The organism is Streptomyces cyaneofuscatus, assembly GCF_000718135.1.
Classification (GTDB): domain Bacteria; phylum Actinomycetota; class Actinomycetes; order Streptomycetales; family Streptomycetaceae; genus Streptomyces; species Streptomyces cyaneofuscatus.
The window spans coordinates 274,264-297,414 of the sequence record NZ_JOEM01000009.1; the positions used below are offsets into that span (position 1 = coordinate 274,264).

28 protein-coding genes and 3 pseudogenes are annotated in these 23,151 nt (G+C 69.2%); 19 read left to right on the top strand and 12 right to left on the bottom strand.

Annotated elements, in window-relative coordinates:
* Window positions 1-12: 12 nt before the first annotated feature.
* A pseudogene (locus IF17_RS1000000140130) lies at window positions 13-117 on the bottom strand (TetR/AcrR family transcriptional regulator); the annotation flags it as partial.
* 62 nt (window positions 118-179) lie between these two features.
* Here IF17_RS1000000140130 and IF17_RS1000000140250 point away from each other — a divergent pair.
* Together IF17_RS1000000140250 and IF17_RS0117725 are read left to right on the top strand one after the other, a co-directional pair.
* Window positions 180-665: pseudogene (locus IF17_RS1000000140250) on the top strand (alpha/beta fold hydrolase); the annotation flags it as partial.
* A gap of 405 nt (window positions 666-1,070) precedes the next feature.
* Window positions 1,071-1,397: a nuclear transport factor 2-like protein gene (locus IF17_RS0117725; protein WP_030567023.1), complete on the top strand. Its 327-nt coding sequence runs from the start codon at window positions 1,071-1,073 to the stop codon at window positions 1,395-1,397.
* 22 nt (window positions 1,398-1,419) lie between these two features.
* Here the strand turns inward: IF17_RS0117725 and sigJ are convergent, their stop codons facing one another.
* Complete coding sequence (gene sigJ, locus IF17_RS0117730; RefSeq protein WP_030567025.1) at window positions 1,420-2,331, bottom strand: RNA polymerase sigma factor SigJ; 912 nt, start codon at window positions 2,329-2,331, stop codon at window positions 1,420-1,422.
* Window positions 2,332-2,447: 116 nt separating this feature from the next.
* On the opposite strand from sigJ, the gene IF17_RS0117735 reads away from it, so the two are divergent.
* Window positions 2,448-2,882 (top strand): hypothetical protein, encoded by a 435-nt coding sequence (locus tag IF17_RS0117735; protein WP_030567027.1) that lies wholly within the window; start codon window positions 2,448-2,450, stop codon window positions 2,880-2,882.
* Here IF17_RS0117735 and IF17_RS0117740 read toward each other — a convergent pair.
* A complete protein-coding gene (locus IF17_RS0117740; protein ID WP_030567030.1) occupies window positions 2,861-3,394 on the bottom strand; it encodes a GNAT family N-acetyltransferase in 534 nt (177 codons plus the stop codon). The genes IF17_RS0117735 and IF17_RS0117740 overlap by 22 nt on opposite strands.
* Window positions 3,395-3,513: 119 nt before the next feature.
* A complete protein-coding gene (locus IF17_RS0117745) occupies window positions 3,514-4,308 on the bottom strand; it encodes an alpha/beta fold hydrolase (protein ID WP_030567032.1) in 795 nt (264 codons plus the stop codon).
* A 206-nt stretch (window positions 4,309-4,514) separates the two neighbouring features.
* Between IF17_RS0117745 and IF17_RS0117750 the strand changes: the two genes are divergently transcribed.
* Window positions 4,515-4,991, top strand: a complete 477-nt coding sequence (locus tag IF17_RS0117750) for an NUDIX hydrolase (RefSeq protein ID WP_030567034.1) — start codon at window positions 4,515-4,517, stop codon at window positions 4,989-4,991.
* 268 nt (window positions 4,992-5,259) lie between these two features.
* Window positions 5,260-6,120, top strand: a complete 861-nt coding sequence (locus tag IF17_RS0117755) for a DUF5707 domain-containing protein (protein WP_030567036.1) — start codon at window positions 5,260-5,262, stop codon at window positions 6,118-6,120.
* Window positions 6,121-6,316: 196 nt separating this feature from the next.
* Here the strand turns inward: IF17_RS0117755 and IF17_RS0117760 are convergent, their stop codons facing one another.
* Window positions 6,317-6,697, bottom strand: coding sequence for an STAS domain-containing protein (locus IF17_RS0117760; protein WP_030567038.1), 381 nt, complete (start codon window positions 6,695-6,697; stop codon window positions 6,317-6,319).
* 111 nt (window positions 6,698-6,808) lie between these two features.
* Entirely contained in the window at window positions 6,809-7,144 is a 336-nt protein-coding gene (locus tag IF17_RS0117765; RefSeq protein WP_051884043.1) for an STAS domain-containing protein, read from the bottom strand.
* A 428-nt stretch (window positions 7,145-7,572) separates the two neighbouring features.
* Here IF17_RS0117765 and IF17_RS0117770 point away from each other — a divergent pair, with 428 nt between their 5' ends.
* Complete coding sequence (locus IF17_RS0117770; protein ID WP_237667158.1) at window positions 7,573-8,043, top strand: ATP-binding protein; 471 nt, start codon at window positions 7,573-7,575, stop codon at window positions 8,041-8,043.
* A 177-nt stretch (window positions 8,044-8,220) separates the two neighbouring features.
* On the top strand, window positions 8,221-8,976 hold the full coding sequence (locus IF17_RS0117775; RefSeq protein ID WP_244890509.1) for a dienelactone hydrolase family protein: 756 nt from the start codon (window positions 8,221-8,223) through the stop codon (window positions 8,974-8,976).
* Window positions 8,977-9,161: 185 nt separating this feature from the next.
* Here IF17_RS0117775 and IF17_RS0117780 read toward each other — a convergent pair whose 3' ends face one another.
* Window positions 9,162-9,644, bottom strand: a complete 483-nt coding sequence (locus IF17_RS0117780) for a GNAT family N-acetyltransferase (RefSeq protein ID WP_030567045.1) — start codon at window positions 9,642-9,644, stop codon at window positions 9,162-9,164.
* A gap of 165 nt (window positions 9,645-9,809) precedes the next feature.
* Between IF17_RS0117780 and IF17_RS0117785 the strand changes: the two genes are divergently transcribed.
* Complete coding sequence (locus tag IF17_RS0117785; protein ID WP_030567047.1) at window positions 9,810-10,334, top strand: P-loop nucleotide/nucleoside kinase family protein; 525 nt, start codon at window positions 9,810-9,812, stop codon at window positions 10,332-10,334.
* 13 nt (window positions 10,335-10,347) lie between these two features.
* Here IF17_RS0117785 and IF17_RS0117790 read toward each other — a convergent pair whose 3' ends face one another.
* Window positions 10,348-10,587: a DUF397 domain-containing protein gene (locus IF17_RS0117790; RefSeq protein ID WP_030567049.1), complete on the bottom strand. Its 240-nt coding sequence runs from the start codon at window positions 10,585-10,587 to the stop codon at window positions 10,348-10,350.
* Window positions 10,584-11,411 (bottom strand): helix-turn-helix domain-containing protein, encoded by an 828-nt coding sequence (locus IF17_RS0117795; protein ID WP_078615930.1) that lies wholly within the window; start codon window positions 11,409-11,411, stop codon window positions 10,584-10,586. The genes IF17_RS0117790 and IF17_RS0117795 overlap by 4 nt, the downstream gene beginning before the upstream one ends.
* A gap of 81 nt (window positions 11,412-11,492) precedes the next feature.
* Here IF17_RS0117795 and IF17_RS0117800 point away from each other — a divergent pair, with 81 nt between their 5' ends.
* From IF17_RS0117800 to IF17_RS0117815, 4 genes are all read left to right on the top strand, one after another.
* Window positions 11,493-11,918, top strand: coding sequence for a hypothetical protein (locus IF17_RS0117800; protein ID WP_030567053.1), 426 nt, complete (start codon window positions 11,493-11,495; stop codon window positions 11,916-11,918).
* A gap of 426 nt (window positions 11,919-12,344) precedes the next feature.
* Complete coding sequence (locus tag IF17_RS0117805) at window positions 12,345-13,463, top strand: hypothetical protein (RefSeq protein ID WP_030567055.1); 1,119 nt, start codon at window positions 12,345-12,347, stop codon at window positions 13,461-13,463.
* Window positions 13,464-13,542: 79 nt separating this feature from the next.
* Entirely contained in the window at window positions 13,543-14,052 is a 510-nt protein-coding gene (locus tag IF17_RS0117810) for an NUDIX hydrolase (RefSeq protein ID WP_030567057.1), read from the top strand.
* Window positions 14,049-14,492, top strand: a complete 444-nt coding sequence (locus IF17_RS0117815) for a hypothetical protein (RefSeq protein ID WP_030567059.1) — start codon at window positions 14,049-14,051, stop codon at window positions 14,490-14,492. The genes IF17_RS0117810 and IF17_RS0117815 overlap by 4 nt, the downstream gene beginning before the upstream one ends.
* Window positions 14,493-14,522: 30 nt before the next feature.
* On the opposite strand, the pseudogene IF17_RS1000000139815 reads toward IF17_RS0117815, so the two are convergent.
* A pseudogene (locus tag IF17_RS1000000139815) lies at window positions 14,523-14,684 on the bottom strand (IS5 family transposase); the annotation flags it as partial.
* 148 nt (window positions 14,685-14,832) lie between these two features.
* The gene (locus IF17_RS0117820) at window positions 14,833-15,453 is read right to left on the bottom strand and encodes a DUF1707 SHOCT-like domain-containing protein (RefSeq protein WP_030567061.1); all 621 of its coding nucleotides are present in this window, start codon (window positions 15,451-15,453) and stop codon (window positions 14,833-14,835) included.
* Between the two features lie 143 nt (window positions 15,454-15,596).
* Here IF17_RS0117820 and IF17_RS0117825 point away from each other — a divergent pair, with 143 nt between their 5' ends.
* Window positions 15,597-16,145, top strand: a complete 549-nt coding sequence (locus IF17_RS0117825) for a hypothetical protein (RefSeq protein WP_078615932.1) — start codon at window positions 15,597-15,599, stop codon at window positions 16,143-16,145.
* 207 nt (window positions 16,146-16,352) lie between these two features.
* Here IF17_RS0117825 and IF17_RS0117830 read toward each other — a convergent pair whose 3' ends face one another.
* The gene (locus tag IF17_RS0117830) at window positions 16,353-17,855 is read right to left on the bottom strand and encodes a SulP family inorganic anion transporter (protein ID WP_030567064.1); all 1,503 of its coding nucleotides are present in this window, start codon (window positions 17,853-17,855) and stop codon (window positions 16,353-16,355) included.
* 409 nt (window positions 17,856-18,264) lie between these two features.
* On the opposite strand from IF17_RS0117830, the gene IF17_RS0117835 reads away from it, so the two are divergent.
* The 6 genes from IF17_RS0117835 (at window position 18,265) to IF17_RS0117860 (ending at window position 23,142) form a co-directional block, all read left to right on the top strand.
* On the top strand, window positions 18,265-18,702 hold the full coding sequence (locus IF17_RS0117835; protein ID WP_051884044.1) for a MerR family transcriptional regulator: 438 nt from the start codon (window positions 18,265-18,267) through the stop codon (window positions 18,700-18,702).
* Window positions 18,703-18,900: 198 nt separating this feature from the next.
* The gene (locus IF17_RS0117840) at window positions 18,901-19,545 is read left to right on the top strand and encodes a dihydrofolate reductase family protein (RefSeq protein WP_030567068.1); all 645 of its coding nucleotides are present in this window, start codon (window positions 18,901-18,903) and stop codon (window positions 19,543-19,545) included.
* A gap of 478 nt (window positions 19,546-20,023) precedes the next feature.
* Window positions 20,024-20,428: a WXG100 family type VII secretion target gene (locus IF17_RS0117845; protein WP_030567070.1), complete on the top strand. Its 405-nt coding sequence runs from the start codon at window positions 20,024-20,026 to the stop codon at window positions 20,426-20,428.
* Between the two features lie 40 nt (window positions 20,429-20,468).
* A complete protein-coding gene (locus tag IF17_RS0117850) occupies window positions 20,469-20,771 on the top strand; it encodes a WXG100 family type VII secretion target (RefSeq protein ID WP_030567072.1) in 303 nt (100 codons plus the stop codon).
* The gene (locus IF17_RS1000000137155) at window positions 20,771-22,519 is read left to right on the top strand and encodes an RNase A-like domain-containing protein (protein WP_030567074.1); all 1,749 of its coding nucleotides are present in this window, start codon (window positions 20,771-20,773) and stop codon (window positions 22,517-22,519) included. The genes IF17_RS0117850 and IF17_RS1000000137155 overlap by 1 nt, the downstream gene beginning before the upstream one ends.
* Window positions 22,520-22,530: 11 nt before the next feature.
* Complete coding sequence (locus IF17_RS0117860) at window positions 22,531-23,142, top strand: hypothetical protein (protein WP_030567076.1); 612 nt, start codon at window positions 22,531-22,533, stop codon at window positions 23,140-23,142.
* Window positions 23,143-23,151 lie beyond the last annotated feature (9 nt).

Consider the following 23,151-nt stretch of genomic DNA (forward strand, 5'->3'; position numbering starts at 1 on the left):
CGCCTCCTCGAAAAGCTCGGCCTTGCTGCCGAAGGCCGCGTAGAGGCTGGAGGTGGAGAGCCCGAGGGTCGCCGTCAGGTCGCGGGTCGACGTGCCGGAGTAGCCGCGGCGCCAGAAGAGCCGGGCGGCGTCGAGGAGGGCGCGGTCGCGGTCGAAGGCTCGTGGTCGTCCCCGGGGCGATGAGCGACGCGCGGGGGTGGGAGGGCGTCGCGGCGGCGATCGGCGCGTGGCCGTCGGTGGCGGTCGTCAACCGCCGCGGCCGTACGCCTTCGGGCCCGCTGACCAGCACCTACTCGCTGCGGGCCGAGGTGGAGGACCTGGGCGTGGTGCTGGACGCGTTCCCGGGTACGGAGGCGCTGTTCGGGTGGAGCTACGGGGGCCTGATCGCCCTGCTGGCCGCAGGTGAGCGGCCTCTGCCTCACGTGATCGCGTACGAGCCGGTGATACGGCCGTTCGGCCTCGACGTGCTCCCGGACCTCAGGGCAGCCGAGGAGGCGGGGGACCTGGACGCGGTCGTGGGGATCGTGCACCGGCGGATCGCGGGACTCGACGCGGCGGTGGTGGAGGCCCTGCGCGCGGACCGGGAGGGGTGGGAGGCCCTGCGCCGCCTGGCCGGGCCCGCCTGTGCCGAGCTCGCCGCGCTGAACGGGGACGCCGTGCCCGAAGCGCTCGCCGGCCGGGCGGACCGGGTGGACCTGATCGTCGGCGAGCTGAATCGCGGGCGAGCCCCGTACGGACGGCCTTCGAGGAGGTCGCCCGGCGGGTGGCGCGCGCCGAGGTCCACGTACTCCCTGGTCAGGGGCATGTGGCCCATCTCCAGGCGCCGGGGGAGCTCGCCCGGTCGCTCGACGGCTTGGCCGCCGTCCGAGCCGACCCTCCGGCCGCTGTCCGACGGGCTCCGGACAACCTTCCGGCCGCTTGATGCGGTCTCAGCTGCCTTCTCCGCTCGGTCGGCCCGCCGCCCCGACATGCGGTGGCGGGCCGACCGGCAGAGACTCGGTACGGATCACCGGGTCCGGGTCCGGGCTCGGGCCCGGTTCCCGGACCTACCCGTACCGAGGAGGAACACCATGACCACATCGATCAGCGACCCGGTGGTGGAGAGGTTCGTCGCCGCCGTCAACGCGGGGGACGAGACCGCTTTCACCGCCGTCCTCACCGAGGACGCCACGATGTCCGACGACGGCAGCGAACGGGATCTGGCCGCCTGGACGGAGAAGGAGATCTTCTCCCCGAAGGCGAACGGCCGGATGGACGTCGTGCAGGCCTCGGACGACGGCCGCACCCTCGTCGTCGACTACACGAACGACACGTGGGGCACGATGCGGACGCGCTGGTCCTTCACGGTCACCGGCGACCGCATCAGCCGCTTCGAGACGGGCCAGGCACCGGCCTGACCGCGCAGTACCTCCCTCTTCCTCACCCTCCCCGCAGCCACGGCCCCAGCTTCTCCGGGTTGCGGACCGCCCAGATCCGGGCGACCCGGCCGTCGTCGGCGAGCTCGAACGAGGCCACGGTCATCACCGTGCCGTCCCGCCGGGCCACCAGCCCCGGCGCCCCGTTGACCGACCGCTCCAGGAGCTCCAGCCCCGGGGCCTTGTCGGCGATGGCGACCATGTACTGGGCGATGCGCACGCCGCCCTCGACCGGCCGCAGGACCGTACCGACCAGGCCTCCGCCGTCGGCGGTCATCACGGCGGCCGTGTCGAGGAGGTCGACGAGGGCGGCGATGTCCTTGCTCTCCCACGCCTCCTTGACCCGCCGCACGGCTTCGGCCTGCCCGGATCCCGCTGCCGGAGCCTGCGAACCACGCGCCCGCCGCCGGGCGGAGGCCGCGAGCTGCTTGCAGGCCGCGGGGGTCCGGCCGAGAACATCGGCGATCTCGGCGAAGGGGTAGCGGAAGACGTCGTGCAGGACGAACGCCACCCGCTCGGCGGGCGTCATCGACTCCAGTACGACGAGGAAGGCCATGGTCACCGACTCGTCCAGCACCACCTGGTGGGCGGGATCCGTGGCGCCCGCTTCCCGTGTGGACCCCCACTCGGCGCGGTCGGGCACCGGCTCGGGCAGCCATGCGCCGACATACCGCTCCCGCCGGGCCCGCGCCGAGCCGAGTACGTCGAGACAGATGCGGCCGGTCACCGTGGTCAGCCAGGCACCGGGAGAGCGGACGTCGTCCCGCCGGCCGCGCGGCAACGCATACCAGCGCGCGTAGGCCTCCTGTACGGCGTCCTCGGCCTCGGCCAGTGACCCGAGCAACCGGTAGGCAACATTGATGAGTTGCCGCCGCTCACCGGCTATCGCCCCGGCACCCGCCCCAGCTTCCCCCATGCCCGATCATCCCCCCCCCGCCTTACCTTTCGTACGCCCATGTCGTCGGGCTGGTGAGACCTTATCGATCCACTGCTCCCCGGGCGGGGGCGGCAAAGCGGAAAGGGGACCGTGGCATGGCCACCCAGGCGACGACGACGAACGTGGCGGCACCGCACCGCTACTCATTCCTGCAGATCACGACCGCTCTGCAGACCCTGACCATCTTCACCCAGGCGGTCTCCGCCGGGCTCCTGTTCACCACGGCGTACGGGGAAGTGCTGCACGACGTCGGAGCGCGGGTGCTGTACGGGGCGTCGATGCTGTACGTCCTCGCGGCGGTGCTGGCCTGGAAGCCGGGCGGCGGCTCGCCCCGGCAGATCTGGTACGCGACCGGCTTCCTGGCCCTCGCCTCGGCTCAGGTGGCGGTCGGCATCGCGCACATCTCGTCGGTCCATGTCCCGCTGGGCGTCCTGATGTTCGGCCTGAGCGTGCTGGCGCTGGCACGGCAGGCCCGGCCGGGACATCAGGCCCGGTCGGGGCCTCGGGGTCAGGGCCGATCGACCCGGTAGAGGTAGTGGGCCCGCCCGTCGACGGGGTTGTCCGGCTCCAGCTCGCCCTCGGCGACCCGCCGCATCCCGGCCTTCTCCAAGGCCCGCCAGGACGCCCGGTTGGCCACCGATACGGGCACGAGAACGCACGGGGCGTCGGAATGCTCGTCCCAGATCGCCTGGAGAGCCGACCGGATCATCCGCGGTCCGATCCCCCGGCCGACGAGCTGCGGCTCGCCGATCAGATAGTCCATGGTCATGGCCCCGGAAGGGACCTCGACGAGGGTGGAGACCTCCACCAGATACTCGGGATAGTCGGCCAGCCGGCACCGCTGGAGCAGCCCCACCGGAGTGCCGTCAAGGTGGGCGAGCAGCTCCTCCGAGGGCTCCTCCCCCCTGACGGCGGGCCCGAAGTCCCGTCGTACGGCCTCGACCGAGGTCTCATGGTTCCACCACCGGGCCACGTGCGGCTGTCCCAACCAGGAGATCAGCAGCAGGAAGTCGTCCTCGGTGAGCCGACGCCAGGTGATCATCGGGAACCTCCAGCGTGACGCGGCGGCAGGGGGGGGCTGGGGCGCGGAAGCCGGGCGCCCCCACCGCCATCCAGCATCCAGCCTAAAGACTGGGGCACGAGTGGAGCCACCAGCCGTCGTCAGAGGCTCTGCTGGGAGGGCCCGCGCCTGACGGGCATCATCGTCTCCACGGAGTCCTGAGCGAGGTGGTCCAGGATCAGCCGGTTGACCAGCCCGGGCTTTTCCAACGGGACCAGGTGAGAGGCGCCGGGGACGACGGCCAGGCTGCCTTGAGGCAGCCCGGAGTACAGGGCGTTCGTGTGCTCCAGCGTCATCATGTCGTCGTCCCCGACCATGACGAGGGTCGGCGCTGAGATCCGCGCGAGGTCGGCGGTGGAAATCGTCGGCTGGGTGCGCCACATCTCGATGATCTTCCGAGCCACCACCGGCCAATGACCTGAGCCGTCGGGCGTCACGGCCTCGTACATCTGACGAAAGAAGTCCAGGTCGTCCCCGTCGGCCGTCATCGTGTCCAGCATCTCCGGCTTGACGAAACACTCCGGGCCGGGGAGAAAGTTGGCGCCGATGACCACGACCTTGCGGACCAGTTCGGGCCGGGTGAGCGAAAGGAGCAGGGCGACTACGCCACCATCACTCCACCCGACCAGGTGAGCCGGCCCGCCGGCGATCTTCTCCACGAAGGCCGCCATGTCGTCGGCCATGTCCTGATAGGTCAGAGGGCCCTCCACGTCCGGAGTGTGCCCGTGCGCACGCCGCTCCGGGAGTAGGACGCGGTAGGCGGCAGCAAGATCCGCACGCTGCGCGCCCCAGGTGGCGGCGGTGCAGAAGCCACCGTGCAGGAGTACCAGCGGGTCGCCGGCCCCTTCAGCCTCGTACCAGGTCCTGACGCCGGGGAGGTCCGTGTAGTCGCCCATGAGCCCGGGCTCTTCCAGCCGTTGTCGCTTACCCGTCACCTGCACCGCCCACTTCCGGCCCAGCGGTATCGAACCGAGCGGGAACGGGGCCGCGGGGCTGCTGCCCGTACTCCCGATCTTCGCCCCGGAGGGGGCAGCCCGCATCTCCACCCGCCCGCACTCGTCCGGAGGGCTTCTGGCGCGGGCGCTCGGGGAAGAGTCCGAGCGTGGCCTACACTGCCGATGAACCGCTTGCAGACGATGGCCGTGGCAACTCCTTGATGTCTTTCGCACGGGGCGGCGAGGCAGAGCCGCCGCGGGACGCCCCGCTGTCGGCGGCCCTGGTGGCCTTGTGGAGAGCCGGCCGGGTCCTCATGGTCCTCGATCGGCACCGTCAGTCCTGGGAGCTTCCAGGGGGGAGCATCGAAGAGGGCGAAACCCTCCGACAGGCAGCCGCGCGCGAGCTGCTGGAGGAGACCGGGCACCAGTCTGACGAACGGATGCGGTTCATCGGCTACGCGCGGTTCGTGCTGGCGCCCGACCGCCGAACCGAGTATCTCGCCCTGTACGCGGGATCCTGCGCGGAGACCCGGACCTTCGAGCCCACCGAGGAGATCGCGGCAATCCGCTGGTGGAACCTCCTCGAACACCTTCCGGGGGATGTTCAGCCCCTGGACGCCTACCTCGCCGCGCTCACCCGGTGACCCGGCAGCGACGCCACCACCCCACCACGCCACAGAGCCTGGAGCTCGTCGGCTCGGGCCGCGATCCGCATCGACGCACGCAACTCGGCCTCGCGGTCTGCGGCCGCCGGACGGAGCCTGGGCCTGCTTGCCGGAGCACTCTCAGTTCAGTATGGCGCGCGTACAACCACTGACCACATTCGCGTGTCTGTTCTGGTGAGCCAATCGGCTCCTGGATCACTCGGGTCCTGCGGGACTCTGCCCCGGGGCCCCCTCCCGTTGGGGACTCGTGCGTATTCGTGCCACCGTGGCCGCCGTTTCCGGTGCCATCGTCCTTTCCGCCCTCGCTGTGCCGGCCGCGCAGGCCGATGAGGGGCGTTCCTGGACTCTGGAGCCCGGCTTCACGGCCGTTCAGCCCAATTCCGGGGACAAGGGGAGGCAGGCGTTCGGCGCGACCGCCAAGGCCGCCGCCCCGAAGATCACCTCGGCGGTCGTCAACGCCGGGAAGCCGATCGCGGTCGGCACCACGGCCAAGAAGACGGTCTCCTTCTCCGCCACGGCCACCGCCGGCGTCGGCGTCGGCGGCGTGGCCGTGTTCATCTGGACCGGCAAGTCCATCGACGACAAGGACAGCTTGGGCTTCGGCGCGAACGGGAAGTCGCTTTCCTGCAAGGTCGTCAGCGCGACCACCACGACCTGCAAGGGCACCATCACCCTCGACCCGAGCGCGATGATCAACTCCGACGCCACCTCGTGGCGCGTCGGCGCTGCGGCCGTGACCGAGGAGGGCGAGGAGTTCGACAGCGAGTCGGTCTCCAAGGTCCGCGTCCAGCGCTTCTCGAAGCTGACGGTCAACGCGTCCCCGGAGCCGGTGAAGAAGGGCAAGACCATCACGGTCACCGGCAAGCTGACTCGCGCGAACTGGGACACCGGTACGTACAAGGGCTACACCCAGCAGCCTGTGAAGCTCCAGTTCGCGAAGAAGGGCGCCAAGAGCTACACGACCGTCAAGACGGTCAAGACCAGCTCGACCGGCACCCTGAAGACCACCGTCAAGGCCTCGGCCGACGGCACCTGGCGCTACAGCTTCGCCGGCACGCCGAGCACCCCTGCCGTCTCGGCCACGGGCGACTACGTCGACGTGAAGTAGAGCTACCAGCGAGGCCCCGGCAGGACGCTGTCCTGCCGGGGCCTCCTGCTGTACTGCGCCGTGGGGGTGGAACGGGGGCGGCGGTTGAGGTGCCCGTCGGCGAATGGGACCGCAGCGGTGGCGCCATCGTGGCCGGCGCCCCGGGGCTCGGCTCCTCCGGTGGGCTTCGTCACGCCGGAGGAGCCGTTGCCGGTGCTTACACCGTCGCGTTCCCGTCGGGGAGGGGTTCGCCGCCGAGGGCTTGGTCCAGGCTGTCGGCGATGTCGAAGTGCTCCAGTACCCGGGTGACGGTCAGCAGGGTGATGACGCTCGGCTGGAGGGGGCCCACGAGGACCAGACGGCGGGCGGCGGCGTGGTGCGCCAGACGAGCGCGGAGCAGGGTGTCGAGGAAGGAGCTGTCCCCGAAGGTGACGCCGGACAGGTCCAGGACGGTGACGGGCAGGGCCTGTTCGTCGGCCTCGTTCCAGGCGGCGGGCAGCAGGTCCTGCTCATCGGCGTCGAAGTCACCACAAGCGGTGACCACCAGCGCGCCCTGTTCTCGGCGCACGTGGACACGGGCCTGGGATCTCCAGGGCATGGGGGGACCTCCTCACTTAGCGGTGGTCCAGACCAATGCCCCGGAATGTTGATTCCATGTCAGCAGCGCATGGTGCGTCCCGTCACGCCTGCCGGTCGGCACCCGTCCGGCTCAGACCGTTGTACGCACGGTCCCTCGGCCCACCGGGGCAGGCAGGAGCCGGTCCCATCCCCGGTCCGGGAAGGTGGCCGTGGCCACTTCCAGCAGGTGGGTGACCGGCGGTGTCAGGTTGGTCAGGGTGACCTGCGCGGGGGCGGTCGGTGTACTGATGAGGTGGAGTCCGGCGATGTCCATGAAGGTGACGGCGTGCAGGTCCCAGGTGACCTCGGCAACGGTGTCGGGGAGGCCGGTGAGGCAGGCCCGGAGGTGATCCAGGGTCCCGAAGTCGATGTCGCCGCGCGGGGTGAGTGTGGCGCCGCGGCCGTGCAGTTCAGTTGTGACGTACATGGTGTGCGCCCCCCTTCTGGGGGTTGCCGAGCCCGAAGACGAGGAGCGCCCCGCGTGCGGGGCTCTGTACGGCTACGGCGGGGCCGGATGCCCGTGGTGGGGGCAACGTCCGGCTCCCGAAGAGTCGGCACAGGGTCGCACCGACTCGGTCTCTTGTCTCTCCACCGTCCCACACATCAACCGCCACAAGCCAGGCCGGCCTCACGGCCGGGGGAAACGTCATCTGATTGTCGAGTGGGAACGGGCCGTGCCCCGCGTGGTTCCTGTCCGTATGATCGCCCGCGGGCAGGCTCGCCCCTCCTCCCATGGCGCTCGGGGCCGGGGGGTTCCGTCCGGTGCCTTCCAACGGCCCTGCCGCCGGAGCGCCGTATGTCCCGGCGCGGGGCGAGCGGGGTGTGCCGTCAGGAGGTCAGGGCAGGTGATGTGCGATGAGCGATGACTGTGCCGGAACCGATGCCCGTGCGGGGGGTGACCCGCATCAGGCCCAGGCGGCCCCTCTGCCGGGGCCGGGCGTCGGCCTGCCCGCGACGGCGGCCGACGCGCGTTCCCTCGTACGTGAACAGATGGCTCTCGGCGCTCCGGATCCGCAGGAGGAAGCCGGTGCGCGGATGCTGGCGGACGCGCTGTTGGTGACCTCGGAGCTCGTCACCAACGCGATCCGGCACGGCGACGGACTCACCGCCTTCGACCTGTGGATCACCGACGACGGACTGATCCTGAATGTCGCGGACGCCAGTACGTGCCCGCCGGTGACCACCGATCCCAGAAACCGGCTGAAAGGCCAGGTCGGCGGGTTCGGCTGGCCGCTGGTCTGCCGCCTCGCGCGGCATGTCGCGGTCACCGCTCTTCCGGACGGAAAGCAGATCACCGTCCTCATCAGCCTCACACCACCGGCCTGACAGGCGCGTCGGTGGCATCGCAGGGGCGTCAGCCAGAGGGACATGGGTGCCCCTGATCACGCCACCCGGGCATGGCCCGGCGGAGCATGCGGCTGTGACGGCACCGGATCGGCCTTCGCTCTGCCGGTGGCAGAACACGAGCCGGACCGGGGTGGACGACCCCTACAGTCCAGCCTCATGACGACGACCACGACGACGATGACGCCTACGACGATCTCGACGCGTACGGTGGCGTACCCGGCCGACGGTCTGACGATGATCGGGCACCTCGCGCTCCCGGCCGGTCGCGGCCGCCGCCCTGCGGTGCTGCTCGGGCCGGAGGGCATGGGGCTCAGCGACGTCGAGCGCCGCCGGGCCGACGCTCTCGCCGAACTGGGTTACGTGGCGCTGGCCTTCGACCTGCACGGCGGGCGCTACCTGGCCGACCCCGAGGAGATGCTGGCCCGTTGCCTGCCGCTGCTCGCCGACCCCGACCGGCTGCGGGGGATCGGCCGTGCGGCACTCGACGTGCTGCGCGCCGAGCCGCGTACCGACCCCGACCGGATTGCCGCCTTCGGCTACGGCACCGGGGGCGCGGTCGCGCTGGAACTCGGGCGCGCCGGCGTCGGTCTGCGCGCGATCGGAACGGTCAACGCGACGACCACGGGCCGACCGGGCGAGGCGGCGCGCATCCGCTGCCCGGTGTGGGCCGGGGTCGGTTCGGAGGACCCGATCATGCCGCCCGCGCAACGGGACGCGTTCACCGCCGAGATGCAGGCCGCGGGCGTCGACTGGCGCCTCACGGTCTACGGCGGCGCCTTGCACGCCTTCCACCACCCGCCGGTCGACCACCCCACGGTCCCCGGCGTCGGCCACCACCCCCGGCACGCGCAACGAGCCTGGCGCGATGTCGTCGACCTGCTCGCCGAGTGCCTGCCGTTGACGGGGGACTGACGGCGCGCGCGTATCCCGGTCACGCCCCCCTCCTTGGCCGCCCTCGTCGGTGATGATCGCGCCGGGCGCCGGAGAGAGGGCTTCCGGCGAGGGAGCACCGGGGGGCAGGGCTTCCCGGCTCGTCAACGCGGTGCGAGAGGCGTTGGCGAGCCGGTAGCCCCTGCACGCTGTCGGCGGCCTCTCGCCTACAGGGCCTTGTAGTAGCGGACCAGGGGCAACGCCGTGTACCCGGCCTTCTCGTACGTTCTCCGGGCGGGTGCGTGGCCCGGGTCGCCGCCGGTCCAGATGGAGGCCAGGGTCACCCCGGCCTTGCTCATCCAGGCGGTCGCGAACTCCGTCAGCGTCGTACCGACCTCCTGGCCCTGGCAGTCGGGGTCGACCGCCAGCAACTCGACGGCTCCCGCGCCACCCTCCGGTTCCAGCACCACGGCGACGAACCCGACGACCTTCGCTCCGGCTACGGCGACCCAGACGTGAGCCTTGCCCGCTGTGCAGGCCGCTTCGACTTCCTTCGCCTGGGACGTACGCCAATCCGGATACTGCCGCTGGAACACCTCCGGCCCCAACACCTTGGCGAAGCTCTCGTAGACGGGCACCCAGGCGCGGAGTGAGAGATCGACTATCGGGTCGAGATCCCGTGCCTCGTACGGACGGACCTGTACCTGCATCTCTTCGCTCCCTGCCACGGTGGTGATTCCGTGGCGGCATGATCGGAAGGCATCCGGATCCGCGCAGAGAATTTCGGACCGGCACCGCGCGCGGCCGGGCCTCAAGCCGTGATCAGCCCGGAAAGGCGGTGGTGGTCTGTCCGGACCTCCTGACACGATCTGGGCGTGACCACGTTGTTCCTGATGGTCGGCCTGCCAGGGGCCGGAAAGACCACGAGAGCCCGGCAGCTCGCCGAGGAGCACGGCGCGCTGCGCCTGACGCCCGACGAATGGATGCTGCCCCTCTTCGGCGAGGCCGAGCCGGACGGGAAGCGGGACGTGCTGGAGGGGCGCATGCTCTGGCTCGCCCTGGAGGCGGTCAAGGTGGGGACCAACGTGGTGGTGGACTACGGGTGTTGGTCCCGGGACGAACGATCCGCGATCCGGTGGCTGGCGGAGGCGGCGGGCGCGCGCTTCCGCCTGGTGTACCTGCCGGTCGACGCCGAGACCCAGCGCGCCCGGATCGCCCACCGCTGGGCGACCGCCGCCGGGGAGACCTTCCCGATGACCGAGGCCGACATCCTGCACGGGTGGGCGCAGTTCGAGGAGCCGGACGCGGGGGAACTGGACGGCGGTGCGATCTCCGGCCCACCGCCGGGGTGGGCGGGGTGGCGGGAATGGGCCGCCGCCCGGTGGCCGTCGTTCGCGTGACCGCGCGCTTCACTCAGGACGCGGCGAACTCCACGAAGGACGTCCAGGTGGCGGGGGAGACGGCGAGCGCGGGGACGGTGAGGTCCTTGGAGTCGCGGATGTGGATGGTGTGGGGGCAGGTGGCCACCTCTACGCAGTCGCCACCCTGGCTGCCGCTGTAGGTGGATTTCGACCAGGTGAGCGCGACCTCTACGCAGTTGCCGCCCTCACTGCCGCTGTAGCTGGACTTGAACCAGTGGAGGTCGGTGCTCATAGTTCCTCTGCCATCTTCTCGATCTTCTCCAGCGTCCTCTCCGGAGTGTATGCCTGGGCCCGCGTGACGCCATACTTGCCGAACAGGTTGCCCAACTGCGGATGTTCGGTGACGAAGAAGCTGCCGCCCTGCCCCTCGATATAGGCGAGCTGCTGTCGCTTGTCCGTCTCCAGCAGGACGAACGGGCCGTCCAGCGCCGCGTGATCCTCGCGGTACGGGTCCATCAGCTGAATCCGTACGTGCCGGAGCCGCGCCACGTCGGCGAGGTGGTGGAGCTGCGCCTTCATCACCCGACGGCCGCCGATCGGCCGCGTCAGTACGACCATCTCCAGGACGAAGCTGATGTCGGGCAGCGGCCTGCGGGTCAGCAGCTTCTGCCGTTCGAGCCGCGCGGCGACCTTCTCGTCGATCTCGTCGTCGTCATAGTTCGGGTACCGGCTAGTGAAGACCGCACGCGCGTACGCCTCCGTCTGGAGCAGGCCGGGCATGACCTGGTTCTCGTACGTGTGCAGGGCCCATGCCTTCTCCTCCTCGTCCGCGAACGGCGTGAACCAGTCCGGCAGCGGACTGCGCTGCTTCGTCTGCTTCGGCGGCTTCGGCGCCGCGACGATCAGTGCACCTTGTGCACCCAGCACCTCATCCGCCCGCTGCACGAAGACACCCTTCGGCGGTCGCGCGCCCCGTTCCACCATCGCCACTTGGGACTTGGAGTAGCCGATGCGCTTGCCCAACTGTTCCTGCGACAGGCCGGCCCGCTCGCGGAAGTGCCTGAGCAGCAGGCCGAACATCTCGGCGGCGGTCTCGGCCTGATCACTGGAGTGCACGGGTCACCTCGTCTGTACACCACTGTTCACAACCTGCTTGTGACCCTGGTCACGGTACGTGTCCGCCGCAAAGCTGAGCGCATGGAACTTGGGAATTCACTGGATCCGGTGCCGTCCTGGATCCCTGCCTCCGGCCACGCCCTCCGCCACGTGGGCATCCACTTCGACGCCGTACGGGCCATCGGCATGCTGGGCGAGGAAATCGCGTACGAGGTCATGCAGTTCACCGACTTCCGCGCCGGGCCGATCGTCCGCTCGGGCGTCGGGGAGCGCAGCATGTACTTCCTGCTCGCGCCCGGTACGGCGGCCGGGCATCGGTGGCCGCCGGGGGTGGAGGCGATGAGCCGTAGCGCGCGGGGCGACGCCTTCGTGGGGGTGCCCGCGCTGGACGGCGCGACCTGGCCGCTGGACTGGCGGTCGCGTCCGACGGCGGAGGAGCCGTTCGTGGATGCGGCGTTGCTGCACGAGATGGCCTGGCTGCGGGCGGGGTGCGCGGCGAAGGAGTGACCGGCGTGTGTCGGTGTGGTTCAGAGGTGGCGATAGATCTCGCGCCGACGGCCGACCGCCAGCACCCAGACGATGAGCCGGCCGACCTCCGGGTTAGTTGGCCGACCGGAGGAGTGCGGCCAACTCCCCCATGGGCAACGGTCCTTTGGTGCCTTCGGGCGGGAGGTGCTTGCGGACCTCGGTCGCCGGCTCGATCACAGGCTCAGTCATGGCATGAATTGTCGGACGGGTGGTGCCACTGGCGCACGAGATGGGTGGTTTGGCGACCGACGCGGACCTGAGCCCTCAGGTTGCGGTACCGTAATCATGACATCACGTTCTGTGTGCGCATGTGGGTGACGCGTGCGCATATGGAGCGGCCCCCGGCGGTGTTAGAGCACCGACCCGGGGACCTTCACCACTAGTGGAATCAGAGGTCCACCCGCGATGCTGTCGCATGTTATCCCGCCCCCTCGGGGCTATACGAAGGTCTCCAACGCCCTTGTGCGTCAGTCGCGTCTGGGCAGTGACGCGAAGATCCTGGTCATGTATGTGCAAGGGCTGCCCGAAGGCGATCGGGACAAGGCCCTCAGTGAGCACGCCCGAGACCTTCACTTCACCGGGCGGCGGTACCAGAAGGCCAAGACCGAGTTGGTGGCGAGCGGGTACCTCCATGAGAAGCGGGAGACCGTTGCCGGTGGGCGGTGGCGGACCGTGCAGGTGTTCTCCAACTTCCCGCTGACGGACGACCAGGCCGCGCGGCTGCGGGCCGGGGTCCCGGCCGATGGGTACGAGCGGGTGAGCACGGGCCCCGTTCCGACTGCGCGCTTTCCGACCGTCGGTGCTCCGAGTGGTCCGGCGGTCGGTGGTCTTTTACCCGCAGACGAAGAACTGGGGAAGAACGCATCCCACCCACCCACCGAAGCGGGCGGAGACGAGCCGGAGGACCTGGAGGAGGCTTCGGGGGGATCTTCCGGGGAGCCCACCGAGGAGCCCACTGGGGAGTCCGCCGAGGAGCCCGCTGTGGAGCCCGCTGTGGAGCCCTCCGATGGGCCTGAAGTGGCTCTCGCCGAAAGCGTGTTGCTCTCCCTCCGCCACGAGCAGCGCCAACTGCATCTCGGCGTACGCGAGGCCCGTACCCTCGCCGGACTCGCCGCCGAGTGGTTGCGGCGCGGGGTCACCGCTGCCGATCTGCGGCGGGCCTTGTGTGGTGGGCTGCCGGCGGAGGGGGTGCGGACGGCGGTGGGGTTCCTGGCGCACCGGCTCCGGGAGAAGCTGCCCGCCGCCCCCGAGGCCGTGCCCGCTCCGCAGCCGCCCCTGCCGCCCCCTGCCCTGATCACCTGCGCCGGGCCGGGCGAGGAGCACATGTTCCGGCCTCACGTTCCGTGGGCCACGACGTGTGGGCCCTGTCACCGGGAGGAGCAACGCGCCTTCTGGGCCGATGCGCAGGCTCGGGCCGACGCGGCTCCCGAACCTCCGCCGTGGCGGGAGCGGTTCGCGGCCGTTGCGGGGGGCGGAGCCGTATCGGGTGCGGATGGGGAGGGGGCACCTCCGTTCCGGGGGTGAGGCCTGAGACCGAGGCTGTGTAGATCTCGGTGGAGCTAGAGTGCTCGCTTGTCGGCTTCGAGGTGGGAGGGGCAGAACCGTGGACTTGCCTGTGCGGACCCGCGTTTCGGCCTACGCCGTCGCGGTGGAGGACGGACGGCTGCTCCTGGCCCGCCTGTCGGACGCCTCACCGGTCTTCACGCCCGGGCTGTGGCATCTGCCGGGCGGCGGGATCGACCCGGGCGAGCAGCCTGTGGAGGCCCTGGCGCGTGAGCTGCGGGAGGAGACGGGCCTCGAACTCGTCGCCGCGCGCTTGCTCGACGCCCGTACCTACGCAGTTCAGCGGCACGGGGTCGACTGGCACCTCACCGGGCTGTTCTACGCCGTCGACCTCAAGGCCGGGGCACCGGTGGTGCGCGAGACCGACGGTTCCACCGACGCGGCGGTCTGGACCCCTCTGGCGGATCTGCACGATTCGATGCTGTCACCGGCGGCTGCCGACGCCCTTCGCACGCTTCAGTCAAGGAGCGACAGCTTCCGCCATCCTCATGTGGGGGCGGTCGTGGAGTCACCGAACCATGAGGCGTGCGGTGAGAAGTTGTACCGATGAGCGTGATCGATAGGGAGACCGTCCAGTACGTGCGGTTTCAATCGCCGTTCCGGAATGCCCATGGCCACTTCACCGGCGTTTTCGGGCTCGTCAACGGTCTGGCGAGGGAAGGAAGGCTCTCGGACGGGCAGGAGTCCTTTCGCCGCCGCAACAACAGTTGGTACAACGCCGCGTACACCGACCCGTCGACCGTTGACCCCGAGGTCTACGACAACGAGATCAACCCCGGCGCGGCGGCATGGTTCAAGCCGTCAGCCACTCATCTCCTCGGTCGTGTCCCCGGATATTTGGAGATTCTGTCCGCGCATGGCGTCGACTGCCAGGTCCTGCGTTGCGCGGACCCGGGGCGGATCATTTACGAGGACGACGTACAGATCGTGGTCGTGCCGCGCACAACTGACGAGTCCGCTGCCTACGAGTGCGCCGACGCCCAGAAGTAACGGGCCACGCAGTCGCGTTCTGTCCCAGATGTCGCGCCGGTTGTGGGCTGATTCGCGGGTGGGTCTGCGGCTCATGAGGTCGATCATCGCGAGATGAATCATGGCTTCGGAGCGGTGGGGGCGGGTTTCGTAGTCGCGGGCGGGGCGGTGATGGTGCAAGAGCCAGCCGGTCCGTTCGACGACCCATCGCCGAAGTGGAGTCGGCGGCCCGCGATCTTCGTCGCGCTCGAAGGCCGTCACCCGCCCCATCTGCCGCAGGAAGTGCCTACCGCCTCGACATGCCCGAAAGCGGCCTGTCACCTGAACTCAATGAAGCACCCCGGTCGGGACGAAACGCTCTTCAGGCCTCCAGCGAGTTGCTGTCCAGCTTGCGTCGTTCCCGGCGGTTGGGGTGGCGGATGACCACGCCTCCCGCGCCGCCGGACCCGGTGAGCCGGATCACCGGAGTTCCCGGGAGCCGGTCGGGCGTGGTCTTGTCCGTGAGGCCGCCGAAGCCGGGGTCCATGCCGTGGGTGTCCGCAGCCCAGGCGTCGGGGATGACGATCGTGACACCGGATACCTCCCCGTACGCCTCCATCGCGACCTCCGTGAGCCGGCACTCGACCCGGGTGAAGTCGAGCTTCACGCCCCCCACGCCTCCGCGAGCGATCACATGCCCGGGAACCTCCCAGCGCTCCGGGCCCCGAGAAGCGCCGAACGTGCCACCCGTGACCACCAGCGGCGACTGGCTCGCGGGGGAAGGCGGCTTCGGCAGGTCGGCGGTCAGGACGGCCAGCTCGTTGTAGGTCTTGGACGTCAGGGCCTGCTCCAGCCGCGCGTCCAGCTCATCGAGATCGATACGCCCCTCGGCCGCCGCGTCGCGCAGCTGCTCCACCACCGCCTCCCGGTCGTCGTGGGAGGCCCGGAGGTCTCCAGGCAGGGGGGCGGGGTGTGGGGAAGGCTCGGGGTGCTCGGCAGTCATGCCCGCCAGGATAGGCAGCCAGGTGGGGCCGAGTGGAGGGGGCGGAGGGGGTGGACTGAGGCTGCGTACGTCGACTGCCTGCGGCAACTGCCTGCGTAGAGTGGCGATGTGCGGAGCTGGTTGGGCGAGGGGGCGGATTTCGGGTGGCAGGCGTCGATACGTACCAGTGGTGGGAGCTGCTGCCGGCCGGCATCCGCCGGCAGGTCGACGGGTACGTGCTCCAGGACTCCCGTATGCAGGCGATCCGTACCGTCTTCGAAGTCGGCCGGGCGCGCGGTCTGGGGCTCCATGAGGCCCAGCTCATCGTCCACGACCGCTACCTCCACCACGGCGACCGGGTCGCCCGTACCCCTGACAGCCCTCTCGATGTGGAGTCCCTGGCCGCCCGCGCCGCAGGCTGCCCCGGCCGCGTCGTGGCGATCGAGGCGGTGTGGGACGGCGACACCGTTCACGACTGGTTCGTGCAGCTGATGGCGATCACCGACGACCCCGTTGGCGAGCGGTGTCTGGCCACCATCTACTGGGACACGGCTGTGCGGTATCTCGGTGAGGAGAGAGCTCCGGGATCGCTCCACCCGTCGGCGGCGGCCGCCGACAGAAGCGGCCGAGCTCTGGCCGCGCGTCTGTCGGTCCCGTTCCACTTCGCCAGTCCGGAGACTCCGGACGACGAGGCACCCCGCTGGCGGCCCTGAGGACGGGTGAGTTGAGGCCGTTACCTTGACGGCTGGGACCGTCCTCCGCCGACCATGGCCCCATGACTCGCGCTCGCGCTCTCCCGGCGCCGCCCGTCATTGCCCCCGGCTCGCTCGGCCGGGCGGAAGCGGAATGAGCTGCGGGGGCTGATCCTGGCGTGGACCGGGAGCGGCACGGAGCCCCGGACGCGAGGCGGCGGGCGGGAGTCAGTGGCTGGTGAGTTCACCGGAGAGCTTGCCGTGGAGGTCGGCGCTCGGGTCGTTCAGGCCGATGATCTCCACCGTCTTGCCGCGCTGCACGTACTTGGTCTCGATGGCATCGAGGGCTGCGACCGAGGAGGCGTCCCAGATGTGGGCGGCGGACAGGTCGATGACGATCCGGTCGGGGTCGTCGGCGTAGTCGAACTGTCCGACGAGGTCGTTGGAGGAGGCGAAGAACAGCTCGCCGGTCACGGAGTACACCACGGTGGTGCCGTCGGGATCGGGGACGGCGGAGACGTGGGCGAGGTGGGCGACGCGCTTGGCGAAGATGATCATCGCGGTGACGGAGCCGACGACTACGCCGATGGCGAGGTTGTCGGTGGCGACCACCGCGACCACCGTGATGACCATGACGGTGATCTCCCCGGCAGGCATGCGCTTCAGGGTCTTCGGGGCGATGGAGTGCCAGTCGAAGGTCGCGAACGACACCATGACCATGACAGCCACCAGCGCGGCCATGGGGATGTCGGAGACGACCGGTCCGAACACGATGCACAGCACCATCAGGAACGCGCCCGCCAGGAACGTGGAGAGGCGGGTGCGGGCGCCGGAGACCTTCACGTTGATCATCGTCTGGCCGATCATGGCGCAGCCGCCCATGCCGCCGAAGAAGCCGGTGACGATGTTGGCGATGCCCTGGCCGATGGACTCGCGGGTCTTGGAGGAGTGGGTGTCGGTGATGTCGTCGACCAGTTTCGCGGTCATCAGCGACTCCATGAGCCCGACCAGGGCCATCGCGAACGCGTAAGGAGCGATGATGGTCAGGGTGTCCATGGTGAAGGGGACGTCCGGCAGGCCCGGCACCGGCAGCGACGAAGGGAGCTCGCCCTTGTCGCCGACGGTCGGTACGGCGATCCCAGCCGCGACCGTGATGGCGGTGAGGATGACGATGGAGACCAGCGGAGCCGGGACGGCCTTGGTGATCCTGGGGAAGAACACCATGAGCGCCAGGCCGCCGACGAGCAGCGGGTACACCGCCCAGGGGACATCCCGCAATTCGGGGACCTGGGTCGTGAAGATCAGGATGGCGAGGGCGTTGACGAAGCCGACCATCACCGAACGCGGGACGAACCGCATCAGTTTCGCCACGCCCAGGAAGCCGAGGGCGATCTGGATGATTCCGGCGAGGATGACGGCGGCGATCAAGTAGCCGAGGCCGTGGTCGCGATTCAGCGGGGCGATGACGAGGGCGACGGCGCCGGTGGCGGCGGAGATCATCGCGCGGCGGCCACCGACGACCGAGATGACCACGGCCATGGTGAACGAGGCGAACAGCCCGACCGCCGGATCGACACCGGCGATGATCGAGAACGAGATCGCCTCGGGGATCAGGGCCAGCGCGACCACCAGGCCGGCCAGGATCTCGGTACGCCAGACCTTCGGGTTGTTCAGCCATACGGGCTTGAGGCCGCGCAGGCGTGCGGTGGGAGTCCATGCGGAAGTGGGCAAGGGAGCAGGCACCTGTCGTGCTCGGGCACGGCCCGTCGGCATTGCCGGGCGTGCGGGAAGGACGCGCAGGGGCTGGAGCGCACACCTGCGGACGGCCCGCAGGGGGCCGGAGGCGGAGAGGACGGAGCCCGGCCCGGGTGGGGCGGCTGACGGCTCACATCGGGATGCGAAGGATCAAGGCGGGTTGCGAAGGATCACGGGCAGGTGGCAGCGATCGGCGTCATGGGCTCGCGCACGCTCTCTCCTGCAAGAATCGGGATGTCCGCCGGGGGCGTCATCCGCCCCGGAACCGGCGCAACGGGGCGGGCCGGCCGCTCCCGCACCGGTAACTCTACCTTAACGTTAGAGTAGAGATCGGTGAGTCGTGCGCGACGCGGCCGCCACGACGAGAAGGGCCAGGGCCGCAGGCGTGGACGATGACCACATGCAGATCGGCGAAGTCGCCGCACGGACCGAACTGTCCCTGCGCACCATCCGCCACTACGAGGAAGTCGGGCTCGTCATCCCCTCCGCCCGCTCCCAGGGCGGCTTCCGTCTCTACACCGAGACCGACGTGCAGCGGCTCATGGTCATCCGCCGGATGAAGCCCCTCGGTTTCACCTTGGACGAGATGCGCGATCTGCTCGACGTCACCGACCGCCTCGACGCCTCCCGATCGGCCGACAGGACCGAACGCGCCGAGCTACTGGAGCGCATGGCGGTCTACGAGCGGACCGCGGCCCGGAAGATCGAGGAGTTGCGCACCCAGCTGAGCCGCGCGGAAGACTTCGCCGCCACCCTCCGCGCCCGGCTTGGGAGCGTTCCCGGCGAAGACACCGATCCCCGAACCGCCGCGCTTCCCGGCTGACCTGGAGCCTGCTTCTGGGCGCGGAGTCGCACGGGAGCGAGCCCGTTGTCAGTGGCGGCTGGCAGCATCGATGCCGTGAACGCTTCGGCGGCCGATCGGACCGCGCCGGGAGAACTCGCTCGTGTGCGTGTCACCGCCGGCCTGCCCCCGATGCGGCGTTCACTACGGGTGTCGTCGTCGACAACGCAGGAGGAACCCATGGCTCAGCTGCTCAGAGTCCAGAATTTCACCGTCTCCAGTGACGGCATCGCGGCCGGTGAGGACCAGACCCTGGAGAGGCCCTTCGGCCATGTCGAGCCGGAGCGGCTGTTCTCCTGGGCCGGCGCGACGGCGAGTTGGCCGATGCGTACGGACCCCGGCGGGAGCCGGGGGCTGGACGACTACTTCACGCGGGACTTCGACCGCAACATCGGCGCCGAGATCATGGGCCGGAACAAGTTCGGCCCCCAGCGCGGGCCCTGGCCCGATCACGCCTGGCGCGGCTGGTGGGGCGATGAGCCTCCGTTCCGTACGCCGGTGTTCGTCATGACCCACCACGAGCGCCCGTCGTTCACGCTCTCCGACACCACGTTCCACTTCGTCGGCGGCGAACTGACCGACGTCCTCGCGCAGGCGCGGGAGGCGGCCCAGGGCAAGGATGTACGGCTCGGCGGCGGGGTCACCACCATCCGGGAGTTCCTCGACGCCGATCTCGTCGACGCCCTGCACGTGGTGGTCTCCCCGGTGAAGCTCGGGACCGGGCTACGGCTGTGGGACTCGCCCGACGAACTGCTCGACCGGTTCCACCTGGAGGCCGTGCCCAGCGCGAGCGGGGTGACGCACCACTTGTTCTGGCGGAAGTGAGAGGGACCCGGGCTGTTTACGGCACCCGGCGCGACCGTGACGTACGGTCCGCTCCCGCTCCGGGCGGAGGTCGGTCAACATGCTGCTGCCGGGGTTAGTTACGGACCATCCGCGTCCGACGACATCGCGAGGCAAGGGGAGGGGTGTCCTGGTCGCTGAGACCAGTGATGTCTGTTGTTGGCAGGGTTCCTACGTCGAGAATCGCCAGGCAAGTCAGCCCCTCCCCGAGTGAGGCGAGCCCCTCTCCCGTTCTTGCGCGTGGCACCTGGATTCCCTCCGACGGGCGTCCCCGATGCTGCGTGGAGAGGGGCACTGAGCGCCGATGGTGCTCAGTGCGTTCAGCCCGGGGCCGGCGGCGAACGTTTTCATCGCGGACCGTGCTGTCGCCGTGGCTGCCTGAGCTGAAAATAGTCAGGGGCTCAAGATGGCCAAGTAGGCTGCGGTAGAGCGACGTCAAGAACGCAGACCGGGGGATGCGATGAGCGGCGCAGGCGAACAGCCACGACTCCGAGCAAAGGCAGACCGGCTGACGGACCTTGCCGATGACCTCGACGGTATGCAGAACTATCTGGATCAGCAGGTCAGGCGCATGGATGCGATCGTCGACCGGATCGAGGCGGGATGGCGGGGGCCAGCCGCACGTGCCTACCGGGACCTCCACCGCGGTGCGGCAGAGGACGCCGTACGTATCCGCATGGTCATCCAAGCTCTCGAACAGGCCGTGCGGTTCAGCCGGGACGGGTTCTCGGAGCGGGAGCTGGAGGTCATGGCCCAGCTCGAGAAGATCCACGTCGAGACGGATGTGAAGCGCCAAGTGGACGGGCTGTCGACGCCGAACACCGAGGCACCCGCCGCACCGCGCAGCAGGCTCTCCGACCTCTGAGATCTCATAGGCCAACTGGCAACTTCCGAACGGGGGAAGAATGGCGGACGACGACCACATAACCGTTGACTTCGCGACACTGCAGGATCTCTCCGGGGATCTCGAGGACATCCTGAAGCGCCTCAACGAGCAGTTGGACCTGCTCCACCGGCGCGCCGAGAAGGTGGTCCTGACCTGGGAGGGCGAAGCCCGAGAGGTGTTCATCGACAAGCTGGACGAGTGGGACAGGTCCGCGGCGGACCTCCAGGCTGCCCAGGCATGGCTGCACGACGTGGTGGTAAACGGGGAGGTCAACTATGCGGCTGCACATAGGGCGGTGCTGCGGGGCTGGGGTGCGGCCTGATGACTGACCTGCCTTCCGGCAAGCAGCGGCAGCGCGAGCGGGACCAGGCCAGGACCGCGCCACCCAACCAGGGGGTGGGCAGCTTCGACGTGCAGCCCAAGCATCTCTATTTCACTTCGCTCGTCGTACGCGACGCCCAGTTCGCCTATGACGAGAAGGCGAAGAGATTGACAGACACCCTGGACAAGTACAGCCAGTCCGCGGGAACAGGCTGGGGAGCGGACTCTTTCGCCGACCGGTACGGCATCGTCGCCGGGAAGTTCCTGGAGCTCTGGGCAAAGAGCGTGGTGTCGGTGGGCGGTGTGGCGGTGGGCTTCACGCAGACCGCGAACAACTACGCGCAGGCTGACTGGGCAGCGAGGAAGGGCAAGGGAGAGCCGCCGGAGGAGAAGCAGCCCCCAGCGGTGATCGCCACCGTACCCAAGTACGGTCCGCCGAACGACCTCACGTGGCGGGGGGAGGGTGAGTACCACCACTCGTGGGCGGCTTCCGGAATCCTCGGAGAGATCCCGGACTTCCTCATGTTCATCATGAAGCCCGTGGTCGACGAAGGGTTGAGACTCGGCCGCATCCACGAGAAGACGCCAGGGGTCGAGGAAGAAGAGTTCCGCGACATCGCCAGGGCGTGGCGGGAAGCCTCCAAGGACGCGAAGAAGGCGGCTGACGACTTCACGGACGCGATCTCCTACATCACCGACCCCACGGGCAACGGCGAATGGCAGGCCGCGATGAGGGCTTTCTGCCAGACGATCTGGGGAACCACGGCATGGGGGAAGGCTCGCGACGGGCGGGCCGAGGTGACGGCCAAGAAGGGGACCCGGAACTGGAAGACCCACGGGAAGATGGACCCCGCCACCAGACGGCCCATCATCGAGATACTCGACAAGAGCGCGAACGTCATGCAGGGGCTTTTCGATGACCTGGCCGACATGGGTCAGAAGACTACCGAAACCACTACGCGGCTGGCCAAGGAGGCCGCGGACAAGACGGTAAAAAGTCTCACCTCGGATCTCGACCTCTCCAAGCTCACCAGGCTCGCGGCCGGGCTCATGTTCGCGGAGGTCGTCCTGACCTTCCGGTCCCATATGGACAAGGCGGCCATGGATGCGGCGGTCGAGGCCTATCACGAGGCGTTCAGCGATGCCGCTGGCAAGCTGGCCATGCTCGAATTCGAACTCGACGAGGCTCTCCTCAGCGTGCCCACGTTCCAGGCGGAACGGGCTCGGGCGCAGGGGTTCGGTGCGCGCTCCTTGAATGAGTTCAAGAAGGAGCACAGCTGGCAACTGCCGGAAAGTCAGTTCCCGTACAGGTACTCGGTGGACCTGGCCGCGGCGGAGGGGGTGGGGAATGGTCATACCCTTGACAAGCATGTGGGGAAGACTGACGCGCAGTTGCTGCAGAGAATGAGAGACGAGAGCAAGGCTGACGGGACACCCAAGATTCCGGGTGCATCGACGTATGCCGACATGGAATCCGCTCAGAGGCTTACCCAGTATGCTCTGCGGGACAACACGGAGGAAATTACCAGGTGGCTGAATGAGAATCCGCCGCGGCCGATAGCGGAATTCGATACTGCGTCCGTTCCTCAGCAAGGCCCCCTGGTCGGCGAGGCGATCACCGGGCGAGGCACCACACTGGTCGACGGAAAGGTCACAGAGGTGCGGGACATGAAGGGGGTCTCGCTACGCCTCATGTATGAGCCGGGTCTGAACCCGCCCTACGTCGTCTTCACCTCGATGCCCAAGTGAGAGGACCTCGGATGAACAGCAGAATTGAGCCCCCACGGCAGAACGGTCCGCCGACGGGCCTTGATGCCGATACATGGGCGACAGCTGTGGATATGTACCGCAATCGGTATTCCTTCATCGCGGTAGGTCCGCGCGCTCAGGAGGACTGGCTGCCCGACGTGGTCGCGGTGATGCACCGGGAGGTAGCTGATCCCCGCGGCTGGCGCGGCAGGGATCCCGAGCAAGGGGACGAGGAATTGGAGGAGGACCCCGCTTTTCCGTTCCGGGTGCCGCCGACGGACGAGACAGGGGCCGCACAATGGCGGAACCGGCTGTTCGAGATTCCGCGTTCCGCCGTTGTACGGCTGCTCGTCATGCTGGCGACGGACGCCATGGACGTGTCGCGGCAGTACGGCTTCACCGATCGCAGGACGCGCATGGAGGAGCGCGCGGAGGTGATCCTGTCGCGCTTCCCGGAGGGCTCGCAGTTCTTCACGAACACCGGCCACGGCGGCGGCGATCACCCCGACTTCTACGAACGGGTCACCGGTTGCTGGCCGATGACGCAATACGCCTGGGATTTCGGCCTCGTCGCGGTGTCCCGTGAGGAAGTCGGCCTCATCTGGTCGTTCGATGCAAGCTGAAGTGGACAG